Here is a 14,215-nt window from a genome sequence, read left to right as displayed (position 1 = left end):
GATGACCGCAGGAGTGCGCGAGCGTGCACGACTCGCATTACGCACCGAGATCGCGCAGGCGATCAGCATCGTGTTCGCCGAACGAGGCTTCGACGAGGTGACCGTCGAAGAGGCGGCCGGCGAGGTCGGTATCTCCCGAGCGACGTTCTTCCGCTATTTCGGCTCCAAGGAGGACGCCGTGCTGGCCGCCATCGAAGCATCGTCCATCGACTACGCCGGGCACGTGGAGGCCCTGCCCGCCATTGAGGGCGAGAATCCGTGGCAGCTGCTACACCGCGCCTTCAAGCACGCCCTCTCCCAGCGCGACGAACACTCCGAGCTGGAGCGCTCACGGGTCCGGATGATCAATTCCACCGTCTCGCTGCGCACCCGGATGGCGCAGCGCCGTTTCGCGCACGAGGATGCCCTCACCCCGGTTCTCGCCGCGCGGATCGACGCTCCCGAGGCTGCGCGCACCATCGCCGTCACGGCGTTCGCCGGCCTGGACCTGGCCTGGCGGCGCTGGGCGGCCGGCGAGGAAGCGACCATCTCAGCGTCTCTCGACCATGTCTTCGCTCAGCTGTTGTCCGCGAATACCCTTGCTGTCCTCTGATTCTCGCTACATGCGCAGATAGGTCAGCACCGCGAGCACCCGGCGATGCTGGGCGCCGTCGGGTGGTAATCCGAGCTTGGTGAAGATGTTGCTGATGTGTTTTTCCACCGCGCCGTCGGACACCACGAGTGCGCGCGCGATGTTCGTGTTGGAGCGGCCCTCGGCCATCAACGCCAGCACCTCCTGCTCCCGTAAGGTCAGCTGCCGCAACGGATCATCGCGGCGGCGGCGCACCAGCAGTTGGGCCACCACGTCCGGGTCGAGCACGGTGCCGCCCGAGGCGACGCGCTGCACCGCGTCGAGGAAGTCGGCGACAGCGGCGACGCGGTCCTTGAGCAGATAGCCGATCGCCCCGGCGCCGTCGGCCAGTAGATCGTCGGCGTAGGACACCTCGACGTACTGGGACAGCACCAGGATCGGTGAACGCGGCACCAGGTGGCGGGCTTCGACCGCCGCACGCAGCCCCTCATCGGTGTGCGACGGCGGCATTCGGACATCGACCACCGAGACATCCGGCCGGTGCGCGGCGACGGCCTGCACCAGCGAGGGTCCGTCACCGACCGCAGCGAGCACCTCGTGGCCGTTCTCGGTGAGCAGCCGAATGAGACCTTCCCGCAACAGCACCGAATCGTCGGCGACGATGACCTTCATACCGGCAACTCCGCCCTGATCGTCGTCGGTCCGCCATTGGGGCTGGTCACGGTCAACGTACCGCCGCAGGCCCGGACGCGGTCGGCCAGTCCGGAAAGCCCGTGCCCCTTGGCCACATGCGCGCCACCGCTGCCGTCGTCGACGATGTCGACACCGACCCGAACGGGTCCCGTCGCGACCGTCACCCAGCAGTGCATGGCGCCGCTGTGCTTGGCGACATTCGTCAGTGCCTCGGCGACCGCAAAATACACGGTGGTCTCCACCGCTGGATCGAGCCGGCCCACCGGCGTGCCGAGCTCGGGATCGACGGCCAGCTCAACCGGCACAGTGCACCGGATGGCCAGTGCGGCAAGCGCACTCGGTAGGCCGCGGTCGGTGAGCACGGGTGGTGCGATACCGCGGGACAGCGCGCGCAACTCATCGAGGGTCTCCTGGGTCTGGGCGATCGCCTCGTCGAGAGTGTCGCGCACCGGACCCGGTTCGCTGCTCTGCCTGGCCCGGCCGAGATCCATCGCCAACCGGATGAGGCGCTGCTGGGGCCGTCGTGGATATCGCGTTCGAGCCGGCGCAGGGCATGCGCCTCGGCCGAGGCGGCGGCCGACTTCTGCTCCGTCAGCACGGTGATCGTCTGGCGCAGCTCGGCCACACCGGTCAGCAGGATGCGGGCGAACCCGGCCTCGAGTAGCGCGCAGGCCCGCACGATGAACGGCAACGTGATCAGGCAGAGCAGGCCGATGGCGGTCTGGAATCCGATGCGCGCCGCCGTGCTGTCACCGAGGCCGACCAGCTGTGCCAGCGAGGTGTTGTCCGGCCCGCGTGGAATCGCCCAGTCCCAGGCGATGGTCAGGGTGCCCGCGATCGCGACCGCCCACCAGCTGATCATGATCACGAAGGTCGCCACCGCGATCGGAAATCTCGCCACAGCGTGCGCGAGGTCCAGCCAGGACTGGCCGTCACCCAGCGGGGTGACGAGGCGTCGCCACCATCCGGCATCCGGTGCGGCCTTGCGGTATGCCGGCCGCGTACGAGGTTGTCTCAGCACCGCGGGATAGCGGAACCGTTCGATGTCGGCGAAGACCCGTGCGATGAACACCGAGCCGACCAGGACCGGCACCCCGACGAAGACCACGAGCAGGCCGACCCCCGCGGACAATCCGGTCACGATGACGCTGAAGCTCACCACCGCGAGCGGAAATCCGAGCAGGACGTAGCCGGTGTCGACGCCGAGTTGACGCATCATGGTGGGCCGCTCCGTGGTGGTCACCGCTTCGACGCTAGGCATCTGGCAGATCCACCCCCATCCCGTGCGCCCGCGTGTTCTGGGTAGGGCTGTCCCCACCCGCTCCTCACTCGGCGAGGACCGCCGTCACGGCGGCCTGCACGCCATGGCCGGCGCTGACGATCGGTTCGACCGAGCGCAGGGTGCGGCACAGCACGAAGGCGCCCTCCAGGGCTGTCAGGGTGATCAGGGCCAACCGCCGACTCTGCTCCTCGGTGATGTCGAGCTGGCCGAACCACGCGGCGATGCCACCCAGCCACCCTTCGAAGACCGTCGCCGACTCCTGACGGAGGAGCTCATTCGTGCTGGCCACCTCCAGTGCGATGGTCTCGATGGAGCACGCCTCGCCGTAGTCCTGGGATTCCATCAGCTTGCCGGCGTTCTCGAACATCTGCGGGATGCCGGTCGCCGGGTCGGTGTGCGCCAGCTGCGTGCCGACGAACTCGCCGTACCGGACGCCTTCGCTGCGGATGACCTCGGCGGTGATCGATTCCTTGCCTCCGGGGAAGTGATGGTAGATCGATCCGAACGGCGCACGTGCCGCCCCGGAGATCTGCTTGAGGCCGGTGGCCGCCATCCCCTGACGCCGGTAGAGCTCGGCCGTCGCCTCCAGGATGCGGTCGCGGGTGCCGGGGTCCGCCATCGCAGGTCCTCCTTGCGCAGTGTGTGGGTGCAGCATATCGTGACCCCAAATAGAATGATCTATTTAGGAGGCCCACATGCCGACGGTCGACGTACCCGCGGGGCGCATCGCTTACGCGGACACCGGCGGCGACGGGCCCGTCCTGGTGTTCGGGCACGGCCTGCTGATGGACGGGCGGCAGTGGCGCAAGGTCATCCCGCAACTCCCCGAATACCGGTGCATCACGCCGACACTTCCGATGGGTGCGCACCGGGAGCCGATGCATCCCGACGCCGATCTGACCGAGCAGGGCGTGGCCGGCATCCTCGCCGATTTCCTCGACGCCCTCGACCTGGACGACGTGACGCTGGTCCTCAACGACTGGGGCGGCGGACAGTTCATGATCTCCGACGGCAGGGACACCCGGCTCGGCCGGCTGGTACTGGCGTCGTGCACGGCGTTCGACAACTACCCGCCCAAGCCGGCGCGGCCCGCCGCGCTGTTGTGCAGGCTGCCCGGCGGCGGATGGGTGATCTCCAGGTTGCTGGGCACCAAGTTCTTTCGACACAGCAACCGTGCCTACGGTGCGCTGACCAAGCGCGGACTGCCCGATGAGTTGTTCGACGACTGGTTCGCGCCCGTCGTCGAGAACCCCGCCGTACGCCGGGACCTGGTCAAGTTCGCCACCGGCGCTCCCTCGCGGCGCCGGCTGCTCGAACTCTCCGATCAGATGCGGGCGTTCACCCGGCCCGTCCTGGTCCTCTGGGCCCGCGAAGACCAGATGATGCCGCTGGCCCACGCGGATCGGTTGGTCGAGCTCTACCCCCACGCCGGCAAGGAGATCGTCGAGGACTCCTGGACGCTGATCCCCGAGGACCAGCCGGTGATCATGGTCGAGGCGCTGCGGAGCTTCGTGGGGTAGTTGCGCAGCGTCGCCATGTCCGGGCCGCGTATTCCGGCCGCTCCTGCCCGCCGCCGTTTTTTGCTGCAGAGCCCGGCGCGTTAATCTGCTGTATCGGCCTCAGCCAACGAGCAGACAGAAGAGTTGAGCACAGTCATGACCGCAGCAGCAGAAACGTCCTTACTCGAAGACCGGGTCGGCCATTGGTATCAGATGGACGACACCTACCTCGTCGGGCGCGAGAAGATCCGTGAGTTCGCTCGCGCCGTTCAGGACAAGCACCCGGCCCACTGGAAGGTCGCCGAAGCCCAGAAGCTCGGCTACCCGGGTCTGGTGGCGCCGCTGACCTTCACCTCGGCGCCGGCGATGGCGTGCAACCAGCGGATGTTCGAGCAGGTCGTCGTCGGCTACGACATGTACCTGCAGACCGAGGAAGTCTTCGAGCAGCACCGCCCGATCGTCGAGGGTGACGAACTGACCATCGACGTCGAACTGACGGCGGTGCGCAGGATCGCCGGCCGCGACCTGATCACGGTCACCAACACCTTCACCGACGCCGCCGGGGAGGTGGTGCACACCCTGCACACCACCGTCGTCGGCATCGGCAGCGACGATGTCGACCCGGCGATCCGGCCGGCCGTGGCCGGCGTGATGATGCACGGCATCAACATGCTCGGCACCGACAACACCGGCGAGTACCACAAGTCCCTTCGGCCCGAGGGCGTCCAGCGCATCGCCGAGGCCGGCGGCACTCCCGCCTCACCCTCGTTCGACACCCTGAACGTCGGCGACGAATTGCCGGTGCACCACACCCGGCTGTCCCGCGGCGACCTGGTGAACTACGCCGGCGTGGCCGGCGACGCCAATCCGCTGCACTGGGACATCAAGGTCGCCAATCTCGCCGGCCAGCCCGATGTGCTGGCCCACGGCATGCTCACCATGGGGCTGGGTGCCAGCTTCGGCACTTCCTGGACCGGTGACCCGGGATCGGTGACCCGGTACGCGGTGCGGCTGTCACAGCCCGCGATCGTGCCCGTCGACGGCGGAGCGGATATCGAGTACAGCGGCCGTATCAAGTCGCTGGACCCCGAGACCCGCTCCGGCGTCGTCATCGTCGGCGCAAAATCGCAGGGCCGAAAGATCTTCGGCCTCGCGACGCTGAACGTCCGCTTCAGCTGACCCGCGCGGTCACCAGACCGACAGGGTCAGTGCGCCGGCCGAGCTGTTCACGCCATCGGTGTCGGTGGCGACGATCAGAATGGTCCGGGTCGTCCACCCGCCCTGGGTGGCCGTGAACGTGACGGCCTTCAGCGCATCCTCGTACTGCTGCTTGGTCGCGACGCCCGACAGGGTCAGCGTCCTGGTCCCGGCATCGTAGGTCGCCGTGACCGGGTTGCCGGACAGCCCGGCGAAGATCAAGGTGTCCCCGGCCTTGCCGAAGGTCGTGACACTCATGGTGACCTTCTGCAGATGGCTGGAGTCGGCGTCGACGATGCTGACGGAGGCGACCGGCTTCACCGGGGAGTCACCGATGGTGTACGACCGCCCGCCGATCGGGGTCACCAGCGGCACGTACCGGGTCGGCGACGAAACACCCAGTGTGACAAAGCCGGGGGCGATGTTCGCGATGCCATGTTCGTCGGTCGCCGAGATCGAGAGCCCGCGCACGAGTGCCGCGCCCTGAGTCGCCGTGAACGTCACGGCCTTGAGCGCCTCCTCGTACTGAGCCAGTGTGCCGGCACCGGTCAGCGTCAGGGTGAAGTCCGCGGCGTTCCACGTTGCGGTCACCGGGTTACCGGACGGCGCAACGTAGTTCAGCACGTCGCCGCTCTGCGCGAACGTCACGATCCGGACGGTCAGTTTGGACAGCTTGCCCGAATCACCGTCGACGATATCGACTGCGGACACGACGTTCGCCGGGTTGCCACCGAGGGTGAACCCACCGCCGGCGATCGGGGTGACCAGCGGCGGCAGGGTCGGCGCGGCGCCCACACCGACGGTGACGAACCCGGGCGCGATGTTGTCCACGCCGTCCTCATCGGTGGCCGAGATGGACAACCCGCGCACCAGCAGCGCACCGCCGGTGGCCGAGAACGTCACCGCCTTGAGCGCCTCCTCGTACTGGGCCAGCGTCGCATCACCGGACAAGGTCAGCGTGCGTTCCGCGGCATTCCACGTTCCGACCACCGGATTGCCCTCCGGCGCAGCGTAGTTCAGCACGTCGCCGGCCTGCGCCAGCGTTGCGATCTTCACCGTCAGCTTCGACAGCTTGCCCGAATCCCCGTCGACGATATCGACGGCGGAGACGATCTTGGTGGGGTTGCCACCGAGGGTGAAACCGCCACCGGCGATCAGGGTGACCAACGGAGGAAGCTTTGCCGCGGGCCAGACACCCACCGTGACAAACCCGGGCGCGATGTTGTCCACATCGTCTTCGTCGGTGGCCGAGATACTGAGTCCGCGCACCAGTAGGGCGCCCTGGGTCGCCGAGAACGTCACCGCCTTGATCGCTTCTTCGTACTGCGCAAGAGTTCCCGATCCCGACAGGGTGAGGGTCAGTGTCTCGGCATCCCAGGATCCGATGATGGGGCTGTCGACCGGAGCGTTGTAGGTCAGCACGTCGCCGACCTGAGCGAGGGTGGCGACCTTGATGACCACCCGCTTCAACCCGATCGAGTCACCGTCGACGATGTCGACCGTGGACACGATGTGGGCCGGCTCTTTGCCGATCGTGTAGCCGCCGCCGGCGATCGGGGTGACCAGCGGGGGCGCCTGGTAGACGGGGTCGACGGTGACCGGGATGGTGACCGTCAGATTGTCGGCCTGGGCGATTCCGAGGAAGCGGGTGACGGTTTCGATCACCGTCTGGATCTGGCCGAGGACACCGGGCAGGTGCTCGGAGTCGTCGTGGACGACGATCTTGAAGCTGTCCACGAGCGGCTGTCCGGTGACCAGCGCCCACGGGGTGTAGACGAACTTTCCGCTGATGAGATCCCGGTACACCCAACCCTTTTCGGGTTGGATGATGTCGTAGGTGAGGACATCACCATTGGGATCGGTGGCGTTGAGATCGATGTAGACCTGACCGAGGACGTTCTGCTCGTAGACGATCGGACCGGCGACGGGCGTCCGGTTGACGAACGTGTGGCTGATCTGACGCGCGACCCACGCCATCATGGTGTTCACCAGGAGATCCAGCGGGTTCGGCGTGGTCGCCGACTGGGTGCCCAGGGTGGCGCTGGCCGCGGTCATCTTCGGCGTCACGGTGCCGACGGTCGGCTTGGCGTCCTCGATCGCCGGGGCCTTCGGCACCTCGATCACCAGAGCCTCGGACGGTGCCTGCTCGGCGTCGGTCACCACCGGCGCCACCGAGTCGGCGGTGAGTTCCGGCGCGGCCTGCACGACCGCGGTGACGGCCTTCTGGACTTCGAGGGGCTTGTCGAGCTGAACATGGGCCCGTGCCTTGCGTTCCGGCGCGTCGACCACCACCGCCGGGTCGTCGCCGGACTCCGGCGCCGTGGCCTCCAGATCGGGGTCCGTGATCTCGGGATCCTCGTCGGTCGTGGTGGCGCTCGGCTTGGCCGCCGTCTTGGGTCCGCGCTTGCGGTTGATACCCGGGCGTTCGGAGGCGTCACCGGACGACGCCGATGGCGTGCGGGGACCTGCCGGGGTGGACGAATCCGAACCCGACGAGTCCGATGAGTCCGACGAGGACTCATTGCCCGACGTCGTCCCGGTGTCCGCGTAGGCCGGCTGCGCGGCACCGGCGATCGCGAACCCGACGCCGAGCGACACCGCCAGCGCGCCCACGCGGCCGACGGTCAGCGCGTGGTTGGTGGGATTCTTGCGTGCGTGGCGCACCGCCCCACGGGAGTCAGATGCCGACAGCAGGTGCTTGGCCGGCCACAGTTGCTCGTTGTCCCGGGGACCTCCGCTGCGCTCGACACGATGACGGGCGGGGGCTGCGCACATAGGTTGTTCTCCATCGTTGTGTCCGTGCCCCCGGGTCCGTTCGCTTGGTCTGACGTCGTTCGGCGTCGGACGAGCTCCCCCACGTCCACCGCGGTTTCCCGCCGTTGCCACCGAGACTGTAAATGGAATTACGATCCGGGCGTAGCGATATTGAGGCGTTTCCTTGCGAACGCAACGACTCGGCTACTCTGTGTCAGGTGATACTGGCTATTCACAAGAGTCATCTCGAGCTGCAGCAAATAGACATTTGCGTCAAATATGTGTGTTGCGCACGCCTCACGTAAGCCACCCGGTGCATCGTGGGGCACAGCGCTCCCGGCACAGCCGCTTCAGCAGTCTGTGCACAAGCCGAGAATCTCCTGTTGGAATCTGGTTAGCTTTGCAGGTCAGGACTACCAACCCGGCGTCCTGCCACATGTCGGGCGTCTCCCCGACCATCGATCACAAAGGAGCCGATCAATGTCGCTCAACGTCCGTCGCACGGTCGCCGGAATCCTAGGAGCCGGCGCGTTCACCGGTGCGACGCTGTTCGCCGCCATCCCCACCGCCTTCGCCGAGCCGGTGCCCCCGCCGAACTGCACCGCGGCCGACCTTGCCGGGGTGGCCTCTGGCGTCTCCGCATCCACCTCGGCCTACCTCTTCACCCATCCCGAGGTGAACAATTTCTTCACCGGCCTGCACGGTCTTCCGCACGATGAGATGGAGGCCAAGGTCAACGAGTACTTCGACGCCAACCCGCAGATCGGCGCGGAGCTCAAGGGCATCCGGAAGCCGCTGCAGGACGTCCGGATTCGGTGTGGCGACACCGACGGTGACGGCGACGTCGACATCCTCTGACGCTGCGGCCATCAACCTCTTCGCTTCACCCATCCAATGAAAGGGACCCCTGTGATCAAGTCACGTTGGACCGCCGCAGCACTGCTCGCTGCGGCAGGCGCCGCCGGCGCCATCGTCGCCGCACCGCTGGCGTCGGCTGAACCCACCAATTGCACCAACACCGGAAACATCGTCTCCGGCACCAGCAACGTCTGCGTGAGCCCGGGCAACGCCCAGATCACCAGCTCGCCGGGCCAGCTCGGTGAGTCCCAGTTCGGCATGTGGCCCTGGGGCTACGGCGGCTACGGCGGCATCGGCATCCTGTAGCCGACCGGCAGACTTCAGCCAACGACTGAGGGCGCCCACAATGTGGGCGCCCTCAAGTCATTCGGTCGATCAGTTGCGCACGGAGGTATCCACGTGCGGCACGTACACCCGCGGCACGAGCTGGTTGATCCAGGGGTAGTTGCTGTCATTGTCGTAGATGTCGTAGACACCGGAGCCGTTGCTCAGTGCGGTGATGCCCTGCAGGTCCACGCCGGCGTGTGCCGGTCCGGCGAAGCCGATCACCGCTGCCGAGAACGCTCCTGCGACCAGTCCTGCCAGTGCGAAGTTCTTCATAGCTCTCGCCTCTTACGTCTGTGAGCCTCTGTCGGGGGCAATCGCCCGGCGACATTCGGTGTAACGGGCGCACTGGGAGTTTGATTCCTTCAGCCGTAGGTGGCATCGAGGAAACGGCCCCGCACCTCGGGCGGGGGGATGGGGCAGGTGTCGTACTTGCCCCCGACCCGGTACCGGACGGCCGCGAATGCGGCGTACAGCCGGTCCCGGATGAATGCCGGTACCACCCGTGCCGCCGTCGCAAGCTTCCAGAAACCGCCGAGGTAATCGGCCACCTGCAGCAGTGCGGCGGACTCGGTGCTCACCGTCTCCGCTGGGCCTCCGGCGTCACGCACGAATACCACCGAATCCAGCCCCACCAACCGCGGGTGGCGAGCGATGATGTCACGCGCGAAATCGCTGTCCAGTGCCGCGAAGCGGAGGGTGCCGTGGCGGTCGAATCGCAGGATGGTGCGCACGGCGCCGTTGCAGACTCCGCACACACCGTCGTAGAGCAATACCGGCGGGGTTGCGTCCATGCCACGAGTATTCCCTCATTGACCCATCCGCACACCGTCGAGGAGGATCGCCGTCGTACTGTCCACCCAGGCCTCGGTCAGGCCGTCCGGCCCGCGGACCAGGATGGCCGCCAGCGCCGAGCCGATGACCATCTCGAGCAGGACGCCGGCGTCGAACCCGGATTTGAGGTGGCCTTGTGCGGTGGCCTCGGCCAGGTAGGCGTCCAATCCGCTCCAGCCTCGCCCGGAGAACCGGTCGAGTAGGCGCTGGTTCAGCGACGGGTCCGATGCGGCCTCGCCGATCAGGCCGGGAACGGCGACCCGCGCCAGTGGCGAGGTGAGCAGAGCCGCGGTGCGCGCCACGATGGCGCGCAGATCCTCGTCCAGGCGCCCCGTTGCGGGAACGGTTGAGGTGTCCGCGTCTCGGAAGACGGCCTCGTGCACCAGGTGCGCCTTGCTGGGCCAGCGCCGATACACCGCGGGCCGCGACGTGCCTGCGCGGTCGGCGATGGCGGCGACGGTGAGCTCGGCATAGCCGACCTTGAGTAGCAGCGCCGCAGCAGCGTCGAGGACCGCCGCATCGATGCGCGCGTCCCGTGGCCGTCCGTTTTCTGCCGTCATATACGTGACACATGTAACGTTACTGCGGTGTCTGACGCAATATCGACCGTCCTCGACCTCGGCGACGTGGTAGACGAAAGCTTCGGCGGCAAAGCCCTGGGTCTGGCTGAGCTGATCCGGCTCGGCGTATCCGTGCCGACCGGGTTCGTGATCTCGCACGCGTCGAGCTCGGGGCTGAACGACGCAGTCATAGAACGATTCTCACGTATGCAGGCGGCGGGCTCGACGCCGGTGGCGGTACGTTCCTCGGCCGCCGGCGAAGACGGAGCCGAGCAGTCCTTTGCCGGTCAGTACGACACCGTGCTGGGCGTCGACTCCGTCGAGAGTCTCGCCGCGGCGATCGCCCGGTGCGTGGGATCGGTGTCCTCCGAGCGCGCATCGTCCTACACCGGTTCGCGTGCCCACATGCATCTGGTGGTCCAGCAGATGGTGGATGCCCGCGCAGCGGGCGTGGTGTTCACCGCCGACCCGACCTCGGGGCGGCGCGACCTGGTGGTGATCGACGCGGTCCGCGGGCTGGGCGAGGCCCTGGTCGACGGTTCCACCTCCTCGGACCACCACGTGTTGACCCACGCCGGAGTGCCGGTGACCGCCGACGTCGGTGACCGGCCCGCGCTGTCCGCCGGCGAGATCACCCGGATTCGCGAAGGAGCGCTCCTGGCGGCCGGGCGCTGGGGCCGTCCGCTGGATCTCGAGTGGGCCATCGATCAATCCGGTGAGCTGTGGTGGCTGCAGGCCCGGCCCATCACCACCCTGCCGGGCGACCTGAACGAGATGGACACGCCCGTCACCGGTCCCGCGCACGTCTACACCCGCTGCAATATCGGCGAGATGATGCCCGGTGCCTTCTGCCCGCTCACCGCGTCGGTCAGCGGGCATGCCATCGACTACGCCATGCAGATGGTCCAGGTCGCGGGCGGGGTACAGCAGCAGTACGAAGACCGCTGGCCGCAGGTCGGCTACTTCTACGGCCACATGTTCCTCAACATGACCGAGGGCACGGCGCTGAGCTCAGGAATCCTCGGCAACTCCCGCGAGCAGTTCTCCCTGTCGATCTGCGGTCGCGTGGTCGACGAACTGGAAGCCGGTCCGCCGAAACCGTTCGCGCGCAGGCTGGTCAACACCATCCGGCTGAGTGCGTTCGCGTTGAGCGCGGGCCCGGCCATCAAACGCATGCCGGCCACGATCGCGGGTTTCCCGGTGTTCACCAGCCGCGATCCACGCGTCGTGCTGGCGCAGCTGGAGACCGGGGTCGAAATCTACCGCGACGTCACCCTCACCCACGTCCGGTCCTCGTCACGGTCCGCGGTCGCAGCGAATGTGTTGGAGAGCCATCTCATTCGGCAGGCCGTCAAGCGGGGCGACAGTGAAACCGAGGGCAGCGCCGAGGCGATCCGGATGATGACCGGCGCCGGCGTCGAGAGCGCGCAGATGGTCGAGGAACTGAACGCGGTGGTGCGGACGCTACGCCGTGACCGGGCAGCCACCGAGGATTTCCTGGCGTCGTCGCCGGCCGATGCTGTCGCCAAATTGCGCGCTGCGGGCGGCCCCATCGGCGTCGCGCTGCGGCAGTTCCTCGAGGCTCATGGCCACCGCGGCTACCGCGAGCTGTGCATGCGCGATCCATCCTGGGCCGACGATCCCGCGGGACTGGGCGCGATGATGCAGGTGATGCTGCGCGCGCCGGCACAGGACGAATCCGCCGCGGCCGCTGCCGCCCCGCCGCGGTCACGGCTGCTGCGCACGCTGGCTCGCCTCGCCCAGGGCGGAGCGCGCGGCCGGGAAGAGACCAAGTCACGAATGGCGTTGGTGGCACACCTTCTCAAGCGCGGCTACCGGCATCTCGGCGAGGTGCTGCGCGACGCCGGCCGGCTACCGGACGCCGATCTGGTGTTCTTCTTCGATCGCCTGGAGCTACCCGATCTGGTGAACGGTGCCGATCCGTCCGAACTGGTGGCCCGCGCGGTGGGCCGCCGCGAGGCGCTGGCCGTCCAGGCCGCGCTGGAGTTCGATGACGTGTCGGTGGGCCGGCCGAGCCCGGTGGTGCGCACGGCGGCGGCCGCCTCCGACGGACAGATCGTGGGCAGGCCCGCCGGCCGCGGATCGGTGGAAGGTATTGTCCGCGTGGCGCGTTCGGTGGTGGAAGCGCGAGAGCTGCAGCCGGGCGAGATCCTGGTCGCGCCGGTCACCGATGTCGGGTGGACTCCGTATTTCGCCGTCATCTCCGCCCTGGTCACCGACATCGGAAGCTCGGTGTCACACGGCGCGGTGGTGGCCCGCGAGTACGGGTTACCTTGTGTCGTCAATACTCTGGTGGCCACCCGGGTGCTGCGCACCGGGGACCGGGTGCGGGTCGACGGCGATCGCGGGTTGGTCACCGTGCTGGATCAGCAGCCCTCGACCGTGGCCGCCGCGGACGACTCGATCACATCGGACACCTGACCGCGGCGTTCCCAGGCGGCGCGCTGACGCATGGCGCCGTTGCCCTGTTCATGAATGCGACTCAACTCGTCGGTGACGAACTCCAGGTCGCCGACCCTGCGTAATGCCGGTGCGATCATGTCGACGAAGGCCCGGAGCAGTTCGTAGGCAGGTGCGGCACCGTAACCGCCCAGCAGGTCCACCGCCTGCCCGTCCAGTCCGTCGTGCGCGGATTTCCAGTACGCCGCATCCACCGCGTGCGAGGCGATGGGCGAGACGCCGACACCGCGTTCGTCCTCCTCCAGTGCTGTCATCACCGCGCCGCGGGTCAGTGCCGCCAGCAGCACCGACTCGGCAATCGTGGCCGGAACATCGGAGACGCGCACCTCCACCGTCGGGAAGTTCGCCGACGGGCGAACGTCCCAATAGACCATGCCGTCGTCGAGCATCGCGCCGATGTCCTGCATCATCTGGACCGCGCCGTCGTAATCGTCGAGCGAATCGAAGTACGGCGGCGGACCGGCGCTCGGCCACCGCGACCACAGCACGTGACGCCAGCTGGCATGGCCGCTGTCGGCGTTGCGGTAGATCGCCGAGTTGGCGGTCAGCGCCAACAGCAACGGCAACCACTGCCTAATCCGGTTGCTGACCCGGATCGCCGCGGCTCGGTTCGGTACCGCGACGTGCACATGGCAGCCACTGATGCCCTGTTCGTGCGCAATCATCCCGAACTGCTTCGCGATACGGCCGTAGCGCGGCGTGTCCGTGATCGGGAACTGGCGCGGGAGCGTCGGCGGTAATCCGACGGCCAACAGCCGGGCCCCGGCGGCGTCGGCTGCAGTGCCGGCGACCCGCCGCAATCGTTGGAGTTGGGACCGCAGGCCGGCGACGGTGTCGGCGACCTCGGTGGCGGTCTCCACCTGACAGCTGGTCAGCTCCAGCTGCAGCTCCACACCATCGGCCTTCGCGATCTCGGCGACCCGCGTATTGAGCGGGACCGGCTCACCCGAGTCCGGATCGATGAGCAGAAACTCTTCTTCCACACCGAAGGTGGGATGGTTGGACATGATCTCCCCGAACGATTGACCCTGTGTCGGCCCAGGGGTCCCTGCGCGCTAGCTGGATTGCCCGTTTTTCGGCGGCACCAAACGGGCGAGCTGATGTGAGAATTTCTGTTTGCCAACGCTTTCCGCCTTGATTGGCGCAAGGCTGGGTGGGGTAC

15 protein-coding genes are annotated in these 14,215 nt (G+C 67.6%); 6 read left to right on the top strand and 9 right to left on the bottom strand.

Going from position 1 to position 14,215, the window contains the following annotated elements; translation table 11 throughout:
* Position 1: 1 nt before the first annotated feature.
* Positions 2-592 (top strand): TetR family transcriptional regulator, encoded by a 591-nt coding sequence (locus EXE63_RS15455; protein WP_168142649.1) that lies wholly within the window; start codon positions 2-4, stop codon positions 590-592.
* A 6-nt stretch (positions 593-598) separates the two neighbouring features.
* Here the strand turns inward: EXE63_RS15455 and EXE63_RS15450 are convergent, their stop codons facing one another.
* The 4 genes from EXE63_RS15450 to EXE63_RS15440 all read right to left on the bottom strand — a co-directional run bounded on the left by EXE63_RS15450 (position 599) and on the right by EXE63_RS15440 (position 3,165).
* Entirely contained in the window at positions 599-1,243 is a 645-nt protein-coding gene (locus tag EXE63_RS15450; protein WP_057169274.1) for a response regulator transcription factor, read from the bottom strand.
* Positions 1,240-1,506, bottom strand: a complete 267-nt coding sequence (locus tag EXE63_RS32980; RefSeq protein ID WP_234904516.1) for a sensor histidine kinase — start codon at positions 1,504-1,506, stop codon at positions 1,240-1,242. Before EXE63_RS32980 ends, EXE63_RS15450 begins: the two co-directional genes overlap by 4 nt.
* Positions 1,467-2,507, bottom strand: a complete 1,041-nt coding sequence (locus EXE63_RS15445; RefSeq protein WP_234904515.1) for a sensor domain-containing protein — start codon at positions 2,505-2,507, stop codon at positions 1,467-1,469. Before EXE63_RS15445 ends, EXE63_RS32980 begins: the two co-directional genes overlap by 40 nt.
* Positions 2,508-2,589: 82 nt before the next feature.
* Complete coding sequence (locus EXE63_RS15440; protein WP_168142648.1) at positions 2,590-3,165, bottom strand: TetR/AcrR family transcriptional regulator; 576 nt, start codon at positions 3,163-3,165, stop codon at positions 2,590-2,592.
* 76 nt (positions 3,166-3,241) lie between these two features.
* Between EXE63_RS15440 and EXE63_RS15435 the strand changes: the two genes are divergently transcribed.
* Positions 3,242-4,066: an alpha/beta fold hydrolase gene (locus tag EXE63_RS15435; RefSeq protein ID WP_168142647.1), complete on the top strand. Its 825-nt coding sequence runs from the start codon at positions 3,242-3,244 to the stop codon at positions 4,064-4,066.
* Between the two features lie 135 nt (positions 4,067-4,201).
* Positions 4,202-5,224 (top strand): fused (3R)-hydroxyacyl-ACP dehydratase subunits HadA/HadB, encoded by a 1,023-nt coding sequence (locus tag EXE63_RS15430; RefSeq protein WP_168142646.1) that lies wholly within the window; start codon positions 4,202-4,204, stop codon positions 5,222-5,224.
* A 9-nt stretch (positions 5,225-5,233) separates the two neighbouring features.
* On the opposite strand, the gene EXE63_RS15425 is transcribed toward EXE63_RS15430, so the two are convergent.
* The gene (locus tag EXE63_RS15425; protein WP_168142645.1) at positions 5,234-8,017 is read right to left on the bottom strand and encodes a ribonuclease E domain-containing protein; all 2,784 of its coding nucleotides are present in this window, start codon (positions 8,015-8,017) and stop codon (positions 5,234-5,236) included.
* 459 nt (positions 8,018-8,476) lie between these two features.
* On the opposite strand from EXE63_RS15425, the gene EXE63_RS15420 reads away from it, so the two are divergent.
* Positions 8,477-8,854, top strand: coding sequence for a heme-binding protein (locus EXE63_RS15420; RefSeq protein ID WP_168142644.1), 378 nt, complete (start codon positions 8,477-8,479; stop codon positions 8,852-8,854).
* Between the two features lie 51 nt (positions 8,855-8,905).
* Entirely contained in the window at positions 8,906-9,160 is a 255-nt protein-coding gene (locus EXE63_RS15415; protein WP_237683287.1) for a hypothetical protein, read from the top strand.
* A 69-nt stretch (positions 9,161-9,229) separates the two neighbouring features.
* On the opposite strand, the gene EXE63_RS15410 is transcribed toward EXE63_RS15415, so the two are convergent.
* From EXE63_RS15410 to EXE63_RS15400, 3 genes are all read right to left on the bottom strand, one after another.
* On the bottom strand, positions 9,230-9,454 hold the full coding sequence (locus EXE63_RS15410; protein WP_168142642.1) for a hypothetical protein: 225 nt from the start codon (positions 9,452-9,454) through the stop codon (positions 9,230-9,232).
* An 89-nt stretch (positions 9,455-9,543) separates the two neighbouring features.
* The gene (locus EXE63_RS15405; RefSeq protein WP_168142641.1) at positions 9,544-9,972 is read right to left on the bottom strand and encodes a thiol-disulfide oxidoreductase DCC family protein; all 429 of its coding nucleotides are present in this window, start codon (positions 9,970-9,972) and stop codon (positions 9,544-9,546) included.
* 15 nt (positions 9,973-9,987) lie between these two features.
* Entirely contained in the window at positions 9,988-10,572 is a 585-nt protein-coding gene (locus tag EXE63_RS15400) for a TetR/AcrR family transcriptional regulator (RefSeq protein WP_168142640.1), read from the bottom strand.
* Between the two features lie 27 nt (positions 10,573-10,599).
* On the opposite strand from EXE63_RS15400, the gene EXE63_RS15395 reads away from it, so the two are divergent.
* Positions 10,600-13,014 (top strand): PEP/pyruvate-binding domain-containing protein, encoded by a 2,415-nt coding sequence (locus EXE63_RS15395; protein WP_168142639.1) that lies wholly within the window; start codon positions 10,600-10,602, stop codon positions 13,012-13,014.
* Here EXE63_RS15395 and EXE63_RS15390 read toward each other — a convergent pair.
* Positions 12,960-14,060: a glutamate--cysteine ligase 2 gene (locus EXE63_RS15390; protein ID WP_168142638.1), complete on the bottom strand. Its 1,101-nt coding sequence runs from the start codon at positions 14,058-14,060 to the stop codon at positions 12,960-12,962. The genes EXE63_RS15395 and EXE63_RS15390 overlap by 55 nt on opposite strands.
* Between the last annotated feature and the right edge of the window lie 155 nt (positions 14,061-14,215).

Origin of the sequence: Mycolicibacterium frederiksbergense (assembly GCF_012223425.1) — a bacterium.
Classification (GTDB): Bacteria; Actinomycetota; Actinomycetes; order Mycobacteriales; family Mycobacteriaceae; genus Mycobacterium; species Mycobacterium frederiksbergense.
Note: the sequence above shows the minus strand (reverse complement) of the source record. Positions and strands in the feature narration are given on the sequence as shown.

What these genes read in the sequence shown, in the direction of transcription:
- EXE63_RS15455 (WP_168142649.1), top strand. Translation starts at nt 2, where the DNA reads ATGACCGCAGGAGTGCGCGAGCGTGCACGACTCGCATTACGCACCGAG.
- EXE63_RS15450 (WP_057169274.1), bottom strand. Translation starts at nt 1,243, where the DNA reads ATGAAGGTCATCGTCGCCGACGATTCGGTGCTGTTGCGGGAAGGTCTC.
- EXE63_RS15440 (WP_168142648.1), bottom strand. Translation starts at nt 3,165, where the DNA reads ATGGCGGACCCCGGCACCCGCGACCGCATCCTGGAGGCGACGGCCGAG.
- EXE63_RS15435 (WP_168142647.1), top strand. Translation starts at nt 3,242, where the DNA reads ATGCCGACGGTCGACGTACCCGCGGGGCGCATCGCTTACGCGGACACC.
- EXE63_RS15430 (WP_168142646.1), top strand. Translation starts at nt 4,202, where the DNA reads ATGACCGCAGCAGCAGAAACGTCCTTACTCGAAGACCGGGTCGGCCAT.
- EXE63_RS15425 (WP_168142645.1), bottom strand. Translation starts at nt 8,017, where the DNA reads ATGTGCGCAGCCCCCGCCCGTCATCGTGTCGAGCGCAGCGGAGGTCCC.
- EXE63_RS15420 (WP_168142644.1), top strand. Translation starts at nt 8,477, where the DNA reads ATGTCGCTCAACGTCCGTCGCACGGTCGCCGGAATCCTAGGAGCCGGC.
- EXE63_RS15410 (WP_168142642.1), bottom strand. Translation starts at nt 9,454, where the DNA reads ATGAAGAACTTCGCACTGGCAGGACTGGTCGCAGGAGCGTTCTCGGCA.
- EXE63_RS15405 (WP_168142641.1), bottom strand. Translation starts at nt 9,972, where the DNA reads ATGGACGCAACCCCGCCGGTATTGCTCTACGACGGTGTGTGCGGAGTC.
- EXE63_RS15400 (WP_168142640.1), bottom strand. Translation starts at nt 10,572, where the DNA reads ATGACGGCAGAAAACGGACGGCCACGGGACGCGCGCATCGATGCGGCG.
- EXE63_RS15390 (WP_168142638.1), bottom strand. Translation starts at nt 14,060, where the DNA reads ATGTCCAACCATCCCACCTTCGGTGTGGAAGAAGAGTTTCTGCTCATC.